This is a genomic window from Methylobacterium sp. 391_Methyba4, assembly GCF_029691625.1.
In the GTDB taxonomy this organism is placed as follows: Bacteria; Pseudomonadota; Alphaproteobacteria; order Rhizobiales; family Beijerinckiaceae; genus Methylobacterium; species Methylobacterium fujisawaense.
On sequence record NZ_CP121475.1, the window covers coordinates 1,008,336 to 1,024,465 of the forward strand.

Annotated in this window: 20 protein-coding genes; 8 read left to right on the plus strand and 12 right to left on the minus strand. The window is 69.5% G+C overall.

Features of this window, described 5'->3' with window-relative positions; genetic code table 11:
- Positions 1 to 18: 18 nt before the first annotated feature.
- Complete coding sequence (locus tag P9K36_RS04850; protein WP_100793908.1) at positions 19 to 225, plus strand: hypothetical protein; 207 nt, start codon at positions 19 to 21, stop codon at positions 223 to 225.
- Here P9K36_RS04850 and P9K36_RS04855 read toward each other — a convergent pair.
- The 9 genes from P9K36_RS04855 to P9K36_RS04895 all read right to left on the minus strand — a co-directional run bounded on the left by P9K36_RS04855 (position 176) and on the right by P9K36_RS04895 (position 5,889).
- Positions 176 to 454, minus strand: a complete 279-nt coding sequence (locus P9K36_RS04855) for a hypothetical protein (protein WP_043755794.1) — start codon at positions 452 to 454, stop codon at positions 176 to 178. The genes P9K36_RS04850 and P9K36_RS04855 overlap by 50 nt on opposite strands.
- 467 nt (positions 455 to 921) lie before the next feature.
- A complete protein-coding gene (locus tag P9K36_RS04860) occupies positions 922 to 1,635 on the minus strand; it encodes a hypothetical protein (RefSeq protein WP_236961565.1) in 714 nt (237 codons plus the stop codon).
- A 60-nt stretch (positions 1,636 to 1,695) separates the two neighbouring features.
- Positions 1,696 to 3,450 carry a proton-conducting transporter membrane subunit gene (locus tag P9K36_RS04865; protein ID WP_043755798.1) on the minus strand — a complete coding sequence of 585 codons (1,755 nt, stop codon included), beginning with the start codon at positions 3,448 to 3,450 and terminating at the stop codon, positions 1,696 to 1,698.
- The gene (locus tag P9K36_RS04870) at positions 3,447 to 3,854 is read right to left on the minus strand and encodes a sodium:proton antiporter (RefSeq protein WP_043351959.1); all 408 of its coding nucleotides are present in this window, start codon (positions 3,852 to 3,854) and stop codon (positions 3,447 to 3,449) included. The genes P9K36_RS04865 and P9K36_RS04870 overlap by 4 nt, the downstream gene beginning before the upstream one ends.
- Positions 3,851 to 4,627 (minus strand): MnhB domain-containing protein, encoded by a 777-nt coding sequence (locus P9K36_RS04875; protein WP_043755800.1) that lies wholly within the window; start codon positions 4,625 to 4,627, stop codon positions 3,851 to 3,853. The genes P9K36_RS04870 and P9K36_RS04875 overlap by 4 nt, the downstream gene beginning before the upstream one ends.
- Positions 4,624 to 4,875 (minus strand): DUF4040 domain-containing protein, encoded by a 252-nt coding sequence (locus tag P9K36_RS04880; RefSeq protein WP_043383840.1) that lies wholly within the window; start codon positions 4,873 to 4,875, stop codon positions 4,624 to 4,626. Before P9K36_RS04880 ends, P9K36_RS04875 begins: the two co-directional genes overlap by 4 nt.
- A complete protein-coding gene (locus P9K36_RS04885) occupies positions 4,872 to 5,156 on the minus strand; it encodes a monovalent cation/H(+) antiporter subunit G (RefSeq protein WP_043755801.1) in 285 nt (94 codons plus the stop codon). The genes P9K36_RS04880 and P9K36_RS04885 overlap by 4 nt, the downstream gene beginning before the upstream one ends.
- Positions 5,153 to 5,404, minus strand: a complete 252-nt coding sequence (locus P9K36_RS04890; RefSeq protein ID WP_043351953.1) for a monovalent cation/H+ antiporter complex subunit F — start codon at positions 5,402 to 5,404, stop codon at positions 5,153 to 5,155. Before P9K36_RS04890 ends, P9K36_RS04885 begins: the two co-directional genes overlap by 4 nt.
- Positions 5,401 to 5,889 (minus strand): hypothetical protein, encoded by a 489-nt coding sequence (locus P9K36_RS04895; protein WP_043383834.1) that lies wholly within the window; start codon positions 5,887 to 5,889, stop codon positions 5,401 to 5,403. The genes P9K36_RS04890 and P9K36_RS04895 overlap by 4 nt, the downstream gene beginning before the upstream one ends.
- A 131-nt stretch (positions 5,890 to 6,020) precedes the next feature.
- On the opposite strand from P9K36_RS04895, the gene P9K36_RS04900 reads away from it, so the two are divergent.
- Both P9K36_RS04900 and P9K36_RS04905 read left to right on the plus strand, forming a co-directional pair.
- Positions 6,021 to 6,590, plus strand: a complete 570-nt coding sequence (locus P9K36_RS04900) for an NUDIX hydrolase (protein WP_043755804.1) — start codon at positions 6,021 to 6,023, stop codon at positions 6,588 to 6,590.
- 202 nt (positions 6,591 to 6,792) lie between these two features.
- On the plus strand, positions 6,793 to 7,962 hold the full coding sequence (locus tag P9K36_RS04905) for an acetyl-CoA acetyltransferase (RefSeq protein ID WP_043755807.1): 1,170 nt from the start codon (positions 6,793 to 6,795) through the stop codon (positions 7,960 to 7,962).
- A 232-nt stretch (positions 7,963 to 8,194) separates the two neighbouring features.
- Here the strand turns inward: P9K36_RS04905 and P9K36_RS04910 are convergent, their stop codons facing one another.
- From P9K36_RS04910 to P9K36_RS04920, 3 genes are all read right to left on the minus strand, one after another.
- Complete coding sequence (locus P9K36_RS04910; RefSeq protein ID WP_043383831.1) at positions 8,195 to 9,487, minus strand: aminotransferase class I/II-fold pyridoxal phosphate-dependent enzyme; 1,293 nt, start codon at positions 9,485 to 9,487, stop codon at positions 8,195 to 8,197.
- 59 nt (positions 9,488 to 9,546) lie between these two features.
- Positions 9,547 to 9,933, minus strand: a complete 387-nt coding sequence (locus tag P9K36_RS04915) for a response regulator (RefSeq protein ID WP_043351947.1) — start codon at positions 9,931 to 9,933, stop codon at positions 9,547 to 9,549.
- Positions 9,934 to 10,018: 85 nt separating this feature from the next.
- Positions 10,019 to 10,675, minus strand: a complete 657-nt coding sequence (locus P9K36_RS04920) for an alpha/beta hydrolase (RefSeq protein ID WP_043351944.1) — start codon at positions 10,673 to 10,675, stop codon at positions 10,019 to 10,021.
- A 273-nt stretch (positions 10,676 to 10,948) separates the two neighbouring features.
- Here P9K36_RS04920 and P9K36_RS04925 point away from each other — a divergent pair, with 273 nt between their 5' ends.
- From P9K36_RS04925 to P9K36_RS04945, 5 genes are all read left to right on the plus strand, one after another.
- Positions 10,949 to 12,118, plus strand: a complete 1,170-nt coding sequence (locus P9K36_RS04925; protein ID WP_278306600.1) for a cysteine desulfurase family protein — start codon at positions 10,949 to 10,951, stop codon at positions 12,116 to 12,118.
- A 68-nt stretch (positions 12,119 to 12,186) separates the two neighbouring features.
- Positions 12,187 to 13,656, plus strand: coding sequence for a Fe-S cluster assembly protein SufB (gene sufB / locus P9K36_RS04930; protein WP_043351940.1), 1,470 nt, complete (start codon positions 12,187 to 12,189; stop codon positions 13,654 to 13,656).
- A 25-nt stretch (positions 13,657 to 13,681) separates the two neighbouring features.
- Positions 13,682 to 13,921, plus strand: coding sequence for a cytoplasmic protein (locus tag P9K36_RS04935; RefSeq protein ID WP_274929124.1), 240 nt, complete (start codon positions 13,682 to 13,684; stop codon positions 13,919 to 13,921).
- A gap of 15 nt (positions 13,922 to 13,936) precedes the next feature.
- Positions 13,937 to 14,689 (plus strand): Fe-S cluster assembly ATPase SufC, encoded by a 753-nt coding sequence (gene sufC, locus P9K36_RS04940; protein WP_043351937.1) that lies wholly within the window; start codon positions 13,937 to 13,939, stop codon positions 14,687 to 14,689.
- 3 nt (positions 14,690 to 14,692) lie between these two features.
- Positions 14,693 to 16,015, plus strand: a complete 1,323-nt coding sequence (locus P9K36_RS04945) for a SufD family Fe-S cluster assembly protein (RefSeq protein ID WP_043351935.1) — start codon at positions 14,693 to 14,695, stop codon at positions 16,013 to 16,015.
- Positions 16,016 to 16,130: the final 115 nt, after the last annotated feature.

Below are 16,130 nucleotides of genomic sequence, written 5' to 3' on the forward strand. Positions count from 1 at the left end.
TGCTCACGGGACGGGGGAGTGTCCGATCTCACCAACGATGAGCCATGCCCATACGCCGAGCGGCTTGAGGCCAAGACGCTGACACCCGAGTTACAGCGCCGCCGGTGCATCGAAGCCGCGGGTGACGCTGGCGCCGGCGAGGATCAGACCGATTTCGATGCCGCCGTGGGACAGATCAGGACGCCGGTGAAGGCCAAGGGCCGAGCGAACTCGCGGCGTCGTTGAGCCGGACTCCCGCGAAGGTGAGCGTCGCCGTGTAGACGACGGTTCCAGCCTCATCGCGGACCAGGACAACGAAGGCTTGGTTGTCCCCGTCGCCCGGGATCGCGAACCGTGCGATCTCGGGCAGGCTTCGCATCGCGAGAGCGCGGGCCGCCTCAAAATTAGCGCAGTCGCTGCCTTCCTCGTCGCGATGGAAGCTTCGGTTGCTGATATCGAAAAAGTACCGCGGCATGGGGCGCTCCACAGTAAAGGGGCGGGAGCACGCTCTACTCTCGGCCACTGACGCCCGAATCAATCTGCCAGCGATAGGCGCACCTTTACACGGTCATGCGTGGTCGGCATTGATCTGGATCGCCGAATACCGCCTATCTCGTATGACCACACTGCATCATCGCTGACGAATAAACGCGGACGGGGCGGCCCTTCCGGGATCCGCGCCCTGGGGGATGAAAAGCCGGATCCGCGGCGCGAAGCGGTCGTTGCCCTGCGCCTCGGCGCGATGTTGATCGCGTTCCGCGGCTGGAGCGCTGCCGTGAGGGCCTGCTCGATATCGGCGATGCTCGGGATCGGCGCGGCGATACCGGCGCCGGGCCCGCGCCGCCCGTCCGGGCGGCGCCGACGATGGATCCGGTGAGGCGCACAGTGCGTCGATCACGGCGCTGGCTCCGATGCCCTCGGACGGTTTCCGGCGGAGACTCCTCACGGTCCGATCGGTTCGTCCTGAACCGCCCGACGGCGCCAAGCCGTGAGCAGAGCGGCGAGGGCGTCGGGGTCCAAACCGTAGCTGTCCGGCAGCCCGGCTCCACGCCCGGTGAGCTGGCGGTTCAGGGCGACGAGGCGGCCCTCTCCGACGCGCGCATCGTCGAACACGACCATCCGCTGCATCGTGCCCTTCACGGTCACCGCTGTGAAGCCGCTGACGTCGTGCCAGGACATGCGCCGCGACCGGCCGGCATGCACGATCGCCAAGCCCGTCCCGTCGAGATACAGCGACGAACCCCGGATCGCCACGAGGATCAGGACCGGCAGGCCGCCCAGGAACAGCACGACACCCGGCCAGAGCAGCACCCGCATCGTCACCGACGGCGCCTCGTGCATCAGCATCCAGACCATGACCCCACCGAAGACGGCCGAGAGGGCGGCGAGGAACAGGATCTTCTTCACCGAGGCCCGTAGAACCACCGGACCGGGATAATGCGCGAGCACGGTCTCCGCCGAGCGGGTCTCCGATTCCAGCAACCCGGGCCGCATGTGCCAGACGGAGACCGCCGCACAGACCCCGAAGAACGCTGTCGTCGCGACGCCACCGTCCGCCCCCGTGACGATCATTCCGATGCCGCCAGCGACGAGAACGAGGCTGAGGCCGAGCAGCAGCGCGTGTCGGAAACGGGAACCGCTGGCTTGGTTCGACACGGACAACCTACCCCTGATGGGCGCGGCCGATCAGGTTCGTCCGCGTCCGGTTGCTCATGGTCACGCCAAGGCCAGCACGCCCGCGACCACCGCCACGCCGACCCCGAGCCACGCCACATAGTCGCCGATCAGGCCGCTGTGCAGCACCTCCAGCGCACGGGTCGGCGCCGATTGCGTCGCGCTCACCGGCCGGACCACCAGCGCCGGCAGGCGTCTCCGGAACAGCCCGTAGCCGGCACCCGCCAGCGCGGCGACCACGGAAATCCATGGCAACCAGCCCGGTCCCTCCGCGAGGGTCTCCACCGCCGGCCGGTGCAGGAAGGCCGACGCCGCCCGCGGAAGGGCGTGCTCGATCAGGCCCGCCGGCACACCGACGTCGAGGGCGAGCAGAACGCAGCAGGGCGCCAGCATCAGCCAGAGCGGCCGATTGGCCTTCTCGCGCTCGTCCTCGCTCGGTGCCCCGGCCTCGTCGCCGGGATCGGGCCCCAGGCCCAGGAAGATGCGTCCTGCCGCCCGGAGCACCGCCGCCCCCGTCAGGGCCGCGCCGATGGCGCCGGCCGCCAGCGCGATCCCGTGCCCCTGCTGTGCCAGCGCGCCCTGGACCAGGCGCGTGCCCTGATCGAGCACGCCGAGCGGGAGGCCGCAGAGCAGCAGCCCGGCCAGACCCATGGCGATCCCGGCGGGCCAGATCCCCCGTCCGAGCCCCCGCAGGGCGATCTCGTCGATGCTGGCCTGGGTCGCGAGCAGGATGCCGGCGATCATGAACAGGGCCCCCTTCACCAGCCCGTGGCCCACCACGTAGACCAGCATACCGCCGGTCCCGTCCACCGAGAGGGCCCCGAGGCCGGTGAGCATGATCCCGGCATGCGAGATCGTCGAGAAGGCGAGCATCCGCTTCAGGTGGCGCTGCAGCAGGGCCATCCAGCCGCCCAACAAGGCGGTGAAGCTGCCCAGCCCGATGAGGAGCGCGGGCAGGGCGTGCCGAACCTGATCGGAGCCGCCGAACACGACGGCGCTCACCTTCGCGAGGCCGAACAGCCCGAGCGAGACCATCGCCCCCGAGAAGATCACCGAGACCGGGCTCGGCGCCACCGCGTGGGCGTCGGCGAGCCAGAACTGGAACGGCACGATCGCGCCCTTGATCATCAGGGCGGACGCCACGAGGCAGAAGGCTCCGGCCACCACCGGATCGCGGCCGCCTCGCGCCACGGCGGCCGCGATGCCCTCGAAATCGAGCGTGCCGGTCTGGGCGTAGATCAGCCCGATGCCCCCGAGCATCAGGAAGCCCGCGAGGCTGTTGACCACGGTGAAGTTGATGGCACCTGCCAGCGACGATTCCGCCAGATGGTAGGCCGTCAGCGCGAAGGCCGCGACGCTCATCACCTCGAACCACACGAACAGGTTGAACATATCGCGGGTGAAGCAGAACCCGACCATGGCGGCCAGGAACAGCAGCATCAGGATGTGGAAGTGGCCGTGGGTGCGATCGAAGAAGCCCCAGGCGAACACGAAGGTCAGGGCGTAGAGGAGGCCGATGAAGGCCGCGACCCAGCCGCTGGCCTCGTCCACCGAGAAGCCGATTCCGAGATGGACGCCGTCGCGCGGCTCCCAGCCGCCGAACCAGTAGACCAGGGGCCCGTCGGCGGCATGCACGGCGATGACGCCGCAGAGCACCGCGACGCTCAAGGCCGCCAGCGTCGCCAGGATGTCGGGGAGGCGGCCTGGCAGGAAATGGGCGGTCGCCAGCATCGCCGCGCAGATCACGAGCGGGATGGCGACCGGTAGCGGGAGAAGGGCGGCGGGAAAAGCGGTCACGAGGCTTTCCGCTCCCCATCGCCCACCCGGTTCGATCCCCGATCGCGCCCGGACTGGCCGCCCGCGCGCATCGGCCGGAGCTTCTCCGGGTCCAGGCTGCCGCCGCGCTTGTAGGCCTGGATCGTCAGGACGAGGAGAAGCGCGGTGAGCGTTGCGCCGACCACGATGTCGGTGAGCACCAGCGCCTGCATCACCGGGTCGACGGCGGGCGTTCCCGGCGGGTGGTCGTAGAAGATCGGCGCGATGCTGCCCCAGCGATAGCCGAGGCCGAGCAGGAGCACGTAGGTCGCCGATTGGCAGACGCCGAGGCAACCCACGAGGTGGATGAAGTTGCGGCTCGTGGCGATGCCGTAGAGACCGATCCCGAACAGCCAGGCGGCAACCGCGTAGGGGAGAACACTCACGCGGATTCCTCCCCCGGTTCCTCGGGCTCGCGCGCCTCGCGGGTCTCCTCCATGAATTCCAGGAAGAGCTGCGTGAAGCCGCCCGTCACCGCCAGGGCGACGCCGAGGTTCTCGACGAGCATCAGGCCGCCCGAGAACAGGTCGCGGAAGGTGCCGAGCGGCAGGATGTTCTGCATGAAGGCGGCGCCGGTGAGCATCGGCGCCAGCCCGCACAGGGCGAAGAGCAGCGCGCCCCCGCCCTCCAGGGCGTCGAGCCAGTGGCTGCGGATGGCGTCGCGCCAGCCGGCATAGCCCTCGCCGAGATAGATCAGCAGGGTCCCGGAGGCGAGGATGACGCCGCCCTGGAAGCCGCCGCCCGGCGTCACGGTCGCGTGCAGCACGACGTAGAGGCCGAACAGCGCGGTGAGCGGGCCGGCGATCCGGCAGGCGAGCACGACGGCCTCCGAGCGCGGGATCACGGCGCGGCCGGGCCGGCGCATGGCGCGCTCGGTGTTGCCCTCGCCGCGCCGCCCGCGCAGCAGCACCACCGTGCCGGTGATCGCCGCGAGCAGCATGAACTCCTCGCCGAGGGTGTCGAGGCCGCGCAGGTCGAAGTTGATGGCGCTGACCATGTTGGCGACGTGCCGCGCCTCGGGGGCGACCGCGTTGATGCGTTCGCCATACTGCGCGATCGTCGATCCGAAGGGCGGCAAGCCGGCGATCACCGCCGCCGCGCCGGGGAGCAGGGCGAGGCCCGCGAGGGCCAGAAGGACGATCCGGGCGTTCGGGCTCACGAATCCTCCTCGGGCGGCTGGGTCTTCACCGCCATGAGCGCCACGAGGAAGAGGAGCGGGACGGCCGCAGTGCCGACCGCCAGCTCGGACAGGGCGACGTCGGGCGCCTGAAGGGCGTCGAACAGGATCGCCAGGACGAGCCCGTTGACCGCGATGGCGAAGACCTGCCGGGCGGGATCGCGCACGAGGACCACGGCAGTGCCCGAGATCGCGGCGAACAGGAACAGCAGCGGCAGGATCGCCGTCATGCCGAGCGGCCCTCGCGCATCAGCACGGCCCGGCCGGAGACGTGCGACAGCACCGCCGCCCAGGCGAGGAACACCACCATCATCACCAGGATCTTGAGCGAGCGCCCGGAGACGCCGTCGGCGAGGAACGCCGCCATGGTGACGAGGACTGAGGCCGCGACGTTGAGGAAGGCCAGCGCGTGCAGCCGGTCGAGGGCCCGCGGCAGGCGCCACAGGGCGAGCGCGGCGAGCCACGTCACCGCCACCGCGAGGACCAGCAGGACACCGATGACGACGCTCATATCCAGCGCTCCAGGAAGACGGCGAGCAGCATCGTGCCGGGCAGGTTGAGCAGAACCAGGGTGAGGGCGAGGTCGGTGATCGAAGCCTGGTCCGTGGCGAAGGCCATAAGCGTCAGGATCAGGACCGTGACGCTGCCGGCGAGCTGGTAGGCGGCGAAGCGCTGGCCGGGCCGGCCCCGCCACGCCAAAGCCGCCGCAACGGCGAGCGGCGGCAGCAGCGCCAGGATGGCGGCCGTCCAGACCGTCATCGCGCCTCCTCCAGGCCGTGCGTCACCACCGTTCCGTGATCGCGGTCGAGGGTGAGGACGTAGCTGTCGGGGGCGAGCGAGGCGGCGAGCAGTCCGACGGCCCGCGCGGCCGGCGCCGTCGCACCGTCGGGCGTCGCCCAGGCGAAGTCGGAGGCGCTCCGCTCGCGGGTCGTCCCGCCGCCGGCGCCGCCGCGCAGGGCCCTCACCAGCTGGCCGCCCACCTGAACGGTCTCGCGGGGCAAGCCGCGCAGGGCCCGCCAGATCGGCCGCAGCGTCCCCCGGTCGAAGCGGAACCGCACGCCGCCGCGCCGGCCGACGCCCCACCACCACAGCGTCCCGAGGCTGGCGCAGACGAGGGCGGCGAGTCCCTCGTTCACGCTCACCGAGCCGGCAAAGACCATGTAGGTCAGTGCTAGGGCGACCCAGATCGCGAGGCCATCACGCCCCGAGCGCCTTCTGAGTCCGCTGATCGGTCCTGCCCGCATCGATCCTGACCGGAGCGCGCCCCGCGGAAGCGTGGCCATGCGCATGACCGACCGAACGTCACGGCGGGCGCCCGCGTTCCCGGAACCCGAAGACACGCTTCCGTGTAGGGCGATCAGAGATGGGAGTGCGCATGAAGGCCGAGATCCTGAACATCCGCTTCCTCCACGAGGGCTGGAGCCGGTTCGGCATCGCGCAGGTGCGCCTCGCTGACGGCGCCGTGGTCGAGCGGGAAATCGAAGATCACGGCAACTCGGTGGGGATCCTGCCCTACGACCCGGAGCGGCGGGTCGCGACGCTCGTGCGCGAGTTGCGGGTCCCGCCGCTATTCGCGGCCGGCGAGCAGGTCCAGCTGGAAGCCCCGGCCGGCCTGATCGATGACGGCAGCCCGGAGGAGAATGCCCGCCGGGAGGCGATGGAGGAGGTGGGCCTGCGCCTGCACGCCCTGGAATTCGTCGGCGCCACCTATTCCTGCGCGAGCCTCACCACCGAGAAGATCCACCTGTACCTCGCGATCTACGGCTTGGCGGATCGGGCCGAGCCGGGCGGCGGGGCCGAGGGCGAGCACGAGAACATCCGGGTCGTCGAGATCCCGCTGGCCGAGCTCGCCGCCCGGGCCGACCGCGCCGAGATCACCGACCTGAAAACGCTCACCCTGATCCTCGCGCTCCGGGCACGCCATCCGGAGCTGTTCCACCGGTGAGGAACCGCCAGCGCGCATTCGCCCAGGGTCTGCTGACCGCGCTGGTGCTGGCCGGGGTCGCGTGGATCGCGTTCCACCTGCGCTGAAAGCGACCTGCGTGAAGGACACTCATGCGGACAGTAAGCTCCGAAGAGCCGTCGGCACGTCTTGATCGCCGGCCACGGCGGGCCCATCGTCCGCGCAAGACTCGGGAGGTCACCGGATGACGCGCGCCTGCATCGTGGGCTGGGCCCACACATCCTTCGGCAAGCTGGAGGAGCCGGATGTCGAAGGGCTGATCGCCCGGGTCTCGGGCGAGGCGCTGGCCCATGCCGGCGTCGAGGAATCCCAGGTCGACGGCATCTATGTGGGCTCGATGAACACCGGCTTCTCGAAGCAGGGCTTCGAGGGCGCGCTGGTGGCGGTGAATCGGCCCGGCCTCGCCCACGCCCCGGCGACCCATCTGGAGAACGCCTGCGCCACCGGGTCGGCGGCCCTCTACGCGGCCCTCGACTTCGTCGACAGCGGCCGCGGCCGCGTGGCCCTTGTGATCGGCGCCGAGAAGATGACGGCCAAGACCGTCGCCGAGACCGGCGACATCCTCCTGGGCGCCTCCTACCGGAAGGAGGAGGCCGACATCGAGGGCGGCTTCGCCGGCGTGTTCGGGCGGATCGCGGCGGGCTATTTCCAGCGCTACGGCGACCGCAGCGAGGAGCTGGCCCGGATCGCCGCCAAGAACCACCGCAACGGCGTCGGCAATCCCTACGCGCAGCTGCGCAAGGATCTCGGCTTCGACTTCTGCAACCGAGTCTCGGAGAAGAACCCCTACGTGGCCGCTCCCCTGCGGCGCACCGACTGCTCGCTGATCTCGGACGGCGCGGCGGCCCTGGTGGTGGCGGATGCCGAGACGGCGGAGGGTCTGGAGCGGGCGATCGGCTTCCGCGCCCGGGCCCACGTCAACGACATCCTGCCGCTGTCCCGCCGCGACCCGGCGGAGTTCAAGGGCGCGCGGATGGCCTGGGAGAAGGCCCGCGCGCAGGCCGGGATCGCCAACGAGGACCTCTCCTTCGTGGAGACCCACGATTGCTTCACCATCGCCGAGCTGATCGAGTACGAGGCGATGGGCCTCGCAGCCCCCGGCGAGGGCTACCGCGTGGTGCGCGAGGGCCTGGCCGAGAAGGGCGGGCGGCTGCCGATCAACCCGTCCGGCGGCCTGAAGGCCAAGGGCCATCCGGTCGGCGCCACCGGCGTGTCGATGCACGTGATGGCCTGCCTCCAGCTCATGGGCGAGGCCGGCGAGATGCAGGTACCCGGTGCGGAACTCGCCGGGATCTTCAACATGGGCGGCGCGGCGGTCGCCAACTACGTGTCGATCCTGGAACGGCGGCGCTGAGCGGAGGCTCGGCGGCCCGGCGACGATCCAGAGGGGCAGGCTTCCTCTCTGGACCGGACGAGGATCGAACGCGAGAGGTCAGGTCCTTCGGGAGGTCTCGCCGTCGCCGTCTTCGCGACCGGAGCGCGGCAATCCAGCAGGGCGATGACGGCCAGCGCGCATTGCCGTGGTTCGCTGCGGTCGCGGCGGATGAGGAGAGGGGCCGCACGCCCTTCGGACGCGAGCGTCCCGCTCAGCCCAGCCGGTCCAAGGCCTGCGTGAGATCGGCGATCAGGTCGGCCTCGTCCTCCAATCCGATGGAGAGGCGAACGGTTTCGGGCCCGACCTGCGCGGCGGCCTTCTCGTGTTCCGGCAACTGCCGGTGGGTGGTCGAGGACGGGTGGATCGCCAGCGACTTGATCTCGCCGATGTTCACGAGGTGCGAGATCAGCTCCAGGGCGGCGATGAACGTCAGGGCCGCCGGCTCGCCGCCCTTCAGGGCGAAGGTAAAGATCGAGCCCGGCCCGTTCGGCGTGTAGCGCCGGGCGAGGTCCTCCCCGGGCTGTCCCGGCAGCATCGGATAGCTCACCCAATCCACCGCCGGATGGTCCTTGAGGAAGGCCGCGACCGCCCGCGCATTGGCGCAGTGCCGCTCCATGCGCAACGGCAGGGTCTCGATGCCCATGAGCGTCAGGAACGCGTTCATCGGCGACAGGCCGGGCCCGAGGTCGCGCAGGCCGAAGAACCGGCAGGCGGCCGCGAACGGAGTTTCGGGGAAGGCCTTGGTCAGGACGAGGCCGTCATAGTCCGGCCAGGGCTCGGTGATCAGGTTGTAGCCGCCGGCCTTTTCCCAGTCGAAGCGGCCGGCGTCGCAGATCACGCCGCCGATGGTCTGGCCGGAGCCGCTCAGGAACTTCGAGGTCGAGTGCCAGACGATGTCGGCGCCGTGCTCGATCGGTCGGATCAGGGCCGGCGAGGCCAGGGTATTGTCCACGACGAGCGGGAGATTGTGGCGCCGCGCCACCGCGGCGATCCCATCGAGGTCCACCACCGACGCGCAGGGATTCACGATCGATTCGCAGAAGATGGCCCGGCAGTCCGGGGTGATGGCCGCCTCGAAATCCTCCGGGGCCATGCCGCGTGCGAAGCGGGGCTTCAGGTCGTAGCGCCCATCGAGGCGGCGCATCAGACCGAGTGACCCGCCGAACAGGCGTGGCGAGGCGACATAGGCGTCGCCGCTCTTCATCAGCGTCATCAGGACCAGCTGCATGGCGGACTGTCCTGAAGACACCGCCACGCCGGCCTTCGCGCCCTCGAGATCGGCGATGCGACGTTCCAGCGCGGCGACGGTGGGGTTCGAGCCGCGGGAATACGAGAAGCCTGTCCGCCGGCCGGCGAAGATGTCCGCCGCCTGCTCGGTCGAGTCGAACACGAAGCCGTTGGTGAAGTAGATCGGCTGGACCCGCGCGCCCGTGGCAGGGTCCGGCGCCGCGCCGGCATGGATGGCCCGGGTCGCGAAACGGTGCGGTCGGTTCTGATCCGTCATGGCTCTCGGTCGGGTGTTCGATGCCCGGACCGGGGCGTCAGCCCGAGCGGATCCGTGCGTCACGCCGCGCGGCGGAGGAAGGCCTGCAGGGTTCGGACCAGGGTGGTCGGCTCGTAGGGCTTCGGAATGAACCGAGCGCCCTCCGGCATGTCGTTGGGACCGGGCGTACCCATGCCCGACACCACCAGAACGGGGATCGACGGCCAGCGATACGCCACGAGGCGGGCGAGGGCGAAACCGTCCATCGAGCCCTGCGGCATGTCGACGTCGGTCATCAGGACGCCGACATCGTCACGGTTCTCCAGGACCTTCAGCGCCTTGTCGGCGTGCGTCGCCTCGACGACGGTGAAGCCCGCATCCGCAAGGGTGTCAGAGGCCTCCATCAGCAGGAGGCCGTCATCCTCCACCAGGAGCACCACGGGTTGATCGGACGGGCTATCTGACATCAGACCTGCGAAGGTGAGTCTCAATTCCGAAGTCCGCGCCCTATTCCTCCGGGGCTCCCCCCGTCAAGGCGCGGGACCGGTTCGGTCAGGCCGCCTCCTCACGCTTGCCCAGGCGCTTGTCGAGATAGGTGTCCACCGTCTGTGTCAGTTCCTCGACCTTGCCGTCGAAGAAGTGGTTCGCGCCATCGACCATCTGGTGCTCGATGATGACGCCCTTCTGGGTCTTCACCTTCTCGATCACCGGCATGACCTCGCGGGCGGGCGCCACCCGGTCCTCGGAACCGTGCACGAACAGGCCGGAGGAGGGGCAGGGGGCCAGGAAGGTGAAGTCGTAGCGGTTCGCCATCGCGGCGATGGAGATGAAGCCCTCGATCTCGGGGCGGCGCATCAGGAGCTGCATGCCGATCCACGAGCCGAACGACACGCCGGCGATCCAGCAGGACTTCGCCTCGGGGTTGACCGACTGCACCCAGTCGAGGGCGGCGGCGGCATCCGACAGCTCGCCCGAGCCGTGATCGAAGGAGCCCTGGCTGCGGCCGACCCCGCGGAAATTGAAACGCAGGGCTGCGAAACCGCGATTGGCGAAGGTGTAAAAAAGGTTGTACACAATTTGATTGTTCATCGTACCCCCGAACTGGGGGTGCGGGTGCAGGATGATGGCGATCGGCGCACCGCGCTTCTTGGGGGCTTGATAACGGCCTTCCAGGCGGCCGGCCGGGCCGGTGAAGATGACTTCGGGCATCGCTCGTCTCTCACTCTCGAGATCGCCCGCCGGGCGATCGGCACGGCGACGCGGCAGCCTTGACTCGTCGCGCGCGCCCCATAAAAGCAGTCTTAGAATGGTTCTAGATGATTAGAACTATTCTAAAGAAGCCGCCTGAAGCTTCGCGCCGGCTGCCACGCCGACCGGATTGGGGCGGCGGGATCTCATTCTCTCGGCGCGCCTTAGCACGGCGAGCCGGTGCGCGGGCAAGGAATTGTGACGCGCCGCAGCAGAGGACTTAACGGAACGCGGATGAGCCGGGGACGCGCCTATCTCGACTACAATGCGACAGCTCCGGTCCGTCCGGCCGTCGCCGAGGCGGTGGCGCGCGCGCTGATGCTCCCCGGTAACCCGTCCTCGATCCACGCGGAGGGTCGGGCCGCCCGGGCCGCTCTTGAAGCGGCCCGCGCCGAAGTCGCGGCCCTGGTGACGGCGCGGCCCGAACAGGTCGTCTTCACCAGCGGCGGCACCGAAGCCGCCAACGCCGCCCTGTCGGGCGCCCTGCGTCGCCGCAGGACGCCGGCTCCGACCCGGCTCCTCTACTCGGCGACGGAGCACCCCTGCGTCGCGGCGGGTCACCGGTTCCCGGAAACGGCCGCGGAGGCGTTGCCGGTCACGGCCGACGGCGTGGTCGACCTTGCCGCCCTGGGGACACGGCTCGCCGCGCTGTCCGACGAGACCGTGCTCGTCTCTGTCCATGCCGCCAACAACGAGACCGGCGCCGTGCAGCCGCTGGCCGACATCGTCGGGTTGGCTCGTGAGCACGGCCGGACCTTGGTCCACAGCGACGCGGTGCAGGCGGCCGGGAAGGTCCCCCTCGACATGGCCGGCCTCAGCCTCGACGCGCTGACCCTGTCGGGCCACAAGTTCGCGGCGCCGAAGGGTGTCGGCGCGCTGGTGCTGGCCGACGGCGTCACCCTGGAGACCGCCTTTATGCGGGGTGGCGGGCAGGAGCGCCGGCAGCGCTGCGGCACCGAGTGCCTGCCGGCCATCGTCGGCATGGGCGAGGCCGCGCGGATCGCCCGCGAGTCGCTCGACCGGGAGAGCGCGCGCCTCGGGGCGCTGCGCGACCGGATCGAGGCTGGCATCCGGGCCCTGGCGCCCGACGCGGTGGTGTTCGCCGCCGGGGCCCAGCGCCTGCCCAACACCCTCAGCTTCTCGGTCCCGGGCCTCGATGCGCCCTCGGCCCTGATCGCCCTCGACCTCGCCGGCGTGGCGGTGTCGTCGGGCTCGGCCTGCTCGTCGGGCAAGGTCGCGCGCTCGGCGACGCTCGCCGCGATGGGCGTCGGTCCTGACCTCGCCGGGGGGGCGCTGCGCGTCAGCCTCGGCTGGAACACGGTGGACGAGGAGGTGGCATGCTTCCTCGACGCCTTCGAACGGGCCTTGCAGCCCCTATATAGACGGCGAGGACAGGCGGCCTGAGGGCCGCGCCCCCGCTATCCGACAGACGCTTCCCGGCCCTTGACGCCGGAGATGCCCAGGAGACGCTGATGCCTGCCGTGCAGGAAACCATCGACCGGGTCCGCTCGATCGACCTCGACCAGTACAAGTACGGGTTTGAGACCACCATCGAGATGGAGAAGTCCGCGAAGGGCATCTCCGAGGACGTCGTGCGCTTCATCTCGGCCAAGAAGAACGAGCCCGCGTGGCTGCTGGAGTGGCGCCTCGACGCCTACAAGCGCTGGCTGACCATGAAGGAGCCGGAGTGGGCGCGGGTCTCCTACGACAAGGTCGATTACAACGACATCTACTACTATGCGGCGCCCAAGCGTCCGGCGGCGATGTCGCTCGACGAGATCGATCCTGAGATCCTGAAGACCTACGAGAAGCTCGGCATCCCGCTCCGCGAGGTCGAGGTGCTGGAGGGCATCGCGCCGGAGCGCCGCGTGGCGGTCGACGCCGTGTTCGATTCGGTCTCGGTGGCCACCACCTTCAAGAAGGAGCTGGAGAAGGCCGGCGTGATCTTCATGCCGATCTCCGAGGCCGTGCGCGAGCATCCCGAGCTGGTGAAGAAGTACCTCGGCTCGGTCGTGCCGGTGACCGACAACTTCTTCGCCACGCTCAACTCGGCCGTGTTCTCGGACGGGTCGTTCGTCTACATTCCGCCGGGCGTGCGCTGCCCGATGGAGCTGTCGACCTATTTCCGCATCAACGAGCGCGACACCGGCCAGTTCGAGCGCACGCTGATCATCGCCGACAAGGGCTCCTACGTCTCGTATCTCGAGGGCTGCACCGCCCCGAAGCGCGACGACAACCAGCTCCACGCCGCGGTGGTCGAGCTCGTCGCCCTGGACGATGCCGAGATCAAGTACTCGACGGTCCAGAACTGGTACCCGGGCGACAACGAGGGCAAGGGCGGCATCTACAACTTCGTGACCAAGCGCGGCGATTGCCGTGGCGCCCGCTCGAAGATCTCGTGGACGCAGGTCGAGACCGGCTCGGCGATCACCTGGAAGTATCCGTCCTGCATCCTGCGCGGCGACGATTCCCGCGGCGAGTTTTACTCGATCGCGGTGTCGAACGGCATGCAGCAGGTCGATTCCGGCACCAAGATGATCCATCTCGGCAAGAACACGACGAGCCGGATCATCTCGAAGGGCATCTCGGCGGGCCGGTCGCAGAACACCTACCGGGGGCTCGTCTCGGCCCACAGGAAGGCTTCCAACGCCCGGAACTTCACGAACTGCGACTCCCTGCTGATCGGCGACCAGTGCGGCGCGCACACCGTGCCCTATATCGAGTCGAAGAACGCCTCGGCGGTGTTCGAACACGAGGCGACAACCTCGAAGATCTCCGAGGACCAGAAGTTCTACTGCCAGCAGCGCGGCCTCTCCGAGGAGGAGGCGACCGCACTCATCGTCAACGGCTTCGTCCGGGACGTGCTGCAGCAGCTGCCCATGGAGTTCGCCGTCGAGGCGCAGAAGCTGATCTCGATCAGCCTGGAAGGCTCGGTGGGCTGACCGCCTGGGCGGTTTCGACGACGACGTGCTGCGGGCCGCGCATCGGCACAGCGCCCGGCACGCCGACGAGGTCAGGAGCAGCGTCCTGTGCGGATGCTTCTTCTGCCTCGAGGTTTTCGCGCCGGACGAGATCGCGGGGTGGATCGCCGATGATGGCACCGCCCTCTGTCCCCGGTGCGGCATCGACGCGGTGATCGGCGATCTCTCCGGCTACCCGGCCGGGATCCTCGCGTTCCTGCGGGCGATGCGGGACGAATGGTTATGAAGGACTTGGACTGACATGCTGGAAATCAAGAACCTCGTCGTGCAGATCGAGGACAACCGCATCCTGAACGGCCTGAACCTGACCGTGAACGACGGCGAGGTCGCGGCGATCATGGGGCCGAACGGCTCGGGCAAGTCGACCCTGTCGTACGTCATCGCCGGCAAGGAGGACTACGAGGTCCTCGACGGTGAGATCCTGCTCGACGGGCAGAACGTGCTGGAGATGGCCGCCGACGAGCGCGCCGCGGCCGGTATCTTCCTGGCCTTCCAGTACCCGCTGGAGATCCCCGGCGTCGGCACCATGACCTTCCTCAAGGCCTGCCTCAACGCGCAGCGCAAGGCGCGCGGCGAGGCGGAGCTGTCGACCCCCGACTTCATCCGGGCGGTGAACGGCGCCGCCGACAAGCTCGAGATCAACAAGGAGATGCTCAAGCGCGCCCTCAACGTCGGTTTCTCCGGCGGCGAGAAGAAGCGCATGGAGATCCTCCAGATGGCGCTGCTGCAGCCGAAGTTCTGCGTGCTCGACGAGACCGATTCCGGCCTCGACATCGACGCCCTGCGCATCGTGTCCGAGGGCGTGAACGCGCTGCGCGACAAGAACCGCTCGTTCCTGGTCATCACTCACTACCAGCGGCTGCTCAACCACATCGTGCCCGACACCGTGCACGTCATGTCGAAGGGTCAGATCGTGAAGACCGGCGGCAAGGAGCTCGCCCTCGAACTCGAGGCCTCCGGCTACGCCGAGTATCGCACCAACGAGGCGGCCTGAACCATGGCCGGCGTCACCAACCTCCGCTCCCCCGCCGAGGCCGGCCTGTCGAAGCTGTTCGAATCGGCCCGCCAGAGCTTCGCCAGCGAGACGGCGATCGCCCGCGAGGAGGCGTTCCGCTTCTTCGAGGCGACCGGCCTGCCCAGCCGCCGGGTCGAGGCCTTCAAGTACACGGATCTGCGCGCCGCCATCACCGAGGCCGCGCCGCCGGCCGATGCGCCGAGCCTCGAGGTCGCCAAGGCGGCCGTCGCGCAGGCGAAGGGCTTCTCCGGCATCGAGGCCGCGCGCCTGACCTTCGTGAACGGACACCTCATCGGCGAACTGTCGGATCTCGATGCGATCCCCGAGGGTGTCACGGTCGTGCCGATGTCGGAGGCCCTCGCCCAGGGCCATGCCGGCCTGAAGCAGCTCGCCCCGGTCGCACAGGCCCGGGAGAACCCGGTCTACCAGCTCAACACCGCCTTCCTGGCCGATGGCGCGGTGATCACGGTCGCTGCCGGTGCGAAGCCGGTGCGGCCGCTGCATCTCCGCTTCGTGGGCACCGGCGACGCGCCGTTCTCCACGGCGACCCGCGTGCTCGTCCAGCTGGGCGAGGGCGCGGAGTTCAGCCTGCTGGAGAGCCATGAGGGAACGGACGGCCTCACCTGCCAGCCGAACGACGCCCTCGACGTGGTGGTCGGGCCGAAGGCTGCCTTCCGGCACACCCGCCTGAACATCGAGGGCGATGCCACCATCGCGCTCTCGACCCTGTCGTTGAAGGTCGAGGCCGAGGGGCAGGTGGAAACCGTGAACCTCGTGACCGGAGCGGTGCTGTCGCGCCACCAGATCTTCGTCCACATCGCGGGCGAGGACACGAACGTGGTCGTCAACGGCGCGGCCATGCTGCGCAGGGGACAGCTCGCCGACTCGACGCTGCTCGCCGACCATGCCGCCGTGGGCGGTGTCGGCCGCGAGCAGTTCAAGTGGATCATCGACGGTGACGCCACCGGCGTGTTCCAGGGCAAGATCATCGTCCGTCAGGCCGCCCAGAAGACCGACGGCAAGATGAAGTCCGACTGCCTCCTCCTCACGGACGAGGGGCAGATGATGAACAAGCCGGAGCTGGAGATCTTCGCCGACGACGTCGCCTGCGGCCACGGGGCCACCTGCGGTGCGCCGGACGACGATCTGCTGTTCTACCTGATGGCCCGCGGCCTGCCGCGCGCGATCGCCGAGAGCCTGCTCGTGCAGGCCTTCGTGGGCGAGGCGGTGGAAGCGGTCACGCACGAGGGCGCCCGCGCGGCGCTGGTCGGCGAGATCGAGGCCTGGCTGAAGGCACGGGTGTAGCGTCCGCAACCCGCTCCGTCCCGCACGCGATGCGCTCTCCTCCCCCGTGCGGGGAGGAGCCCGAGGTGGGAGCGGCGCCGGTCGAATCTCGGCGGCGCCTCATGACCCGCCCGCA

Bases quoted from the DNA above. Each gene is read 5' to 3' on its own strand.
- P9K36_RS04855 (WP_043755794.1), bottom strand. From the start codon at position 454: ATGCCGCGGTACTTTTTCGATATCAGCAACCGAAGCTTCCATCGCGAC.
- P9K36_RS04880 (WP_043383840.1), bottom strand. From the start codon at position 4,875: ATGACGGCGATCCTGCCGCTGCTGTTCCTGTTCGCCGCGATCTCGGGC.
- P9K36_RS04885 (WP_043755801.1), bottom strand. From the start codon at position 5,156: ATGAGCGTCGTCATCGGTGTCCTGCTGGTCCTCGCGGTGGCGGTGACG.
- P9K36_RS04890 (WP_043351953.1), bottom strand. From the start codon at position 5,404: ATGACGGTCTGGACGGCCGCCATCCTGGCGCTGCTGCCGCCGCTCGCC.
- P9K36_RS04895 (WP_043383834.1), bottom strand. From the start codon at position 5,889: ATGCGGGCAGGACCGATCAGCGGACTCAGAAGGCGCTCGGGGCGTGAT.
- P9K36_RS04900 (WP_043755804.1), top strand. From the start codon at position 6,021: ATGAAGGCCGAGATCCTGAACATCCGCTTCCTCCACGAGGGCTGGAGC.
- P9K36_RS04905 (WP_043755807.1), top strand. From the start codon at position 6,793: ATGACGCGCGCCTGCATCGTGGGCTGGGCCCACACATCCTTCGGCAAG.
- P9K36_RS04910 (WP_043383831.1), bottom strand. From the start codon at position 9,487: ATGACGGATCAGAACCGACCGCACCGTTTCGCGACCCGGGCCATCCAT.
- P9K36_RS04915 (WP_043351947.1), bottom strand. From the start codon at position 9,933: ATGTCAGATAGCCCGTCCGATCAACCCGTGGTGCTCCTGGTGGAGGAT.
- P9K36_RS04920 (WP_043351944.1), bottom strand. From the start codon at position 10,675: ATGCCCGAAGTCATCTTCACCGGCCCGGCCGGCCGCCTGGAAGGCCGT.
- P9K36_RS04925 (WP_278306600.1), top strand. From the start codon at position 10,949: ATGAGCCGGGGACGCGCCTATCTCGACTACAATGCGACAGCTCCGGTC.
- sufB (WP_043351940.1), top strand. From the start codon at position 12,187: ATGCCTGCCGTGCAGGAAACCATCGACCGGGTCCGCTCGATCGACCTC.
- sufC (WP_043351937.1), top strand. From the start codon at position 13,937: ATGCTGGAAATCAAGAACCTCGTCGTGCAGATCGAGGACAACCGCATC.
- P9K36_RS04945 (WP_043351935.1), top strand. From the start codon at position 14,693: ATGGCCGGCGTCACCAACCTCCGCTCCCCCGCCGAGGCCGGCCTGTCG.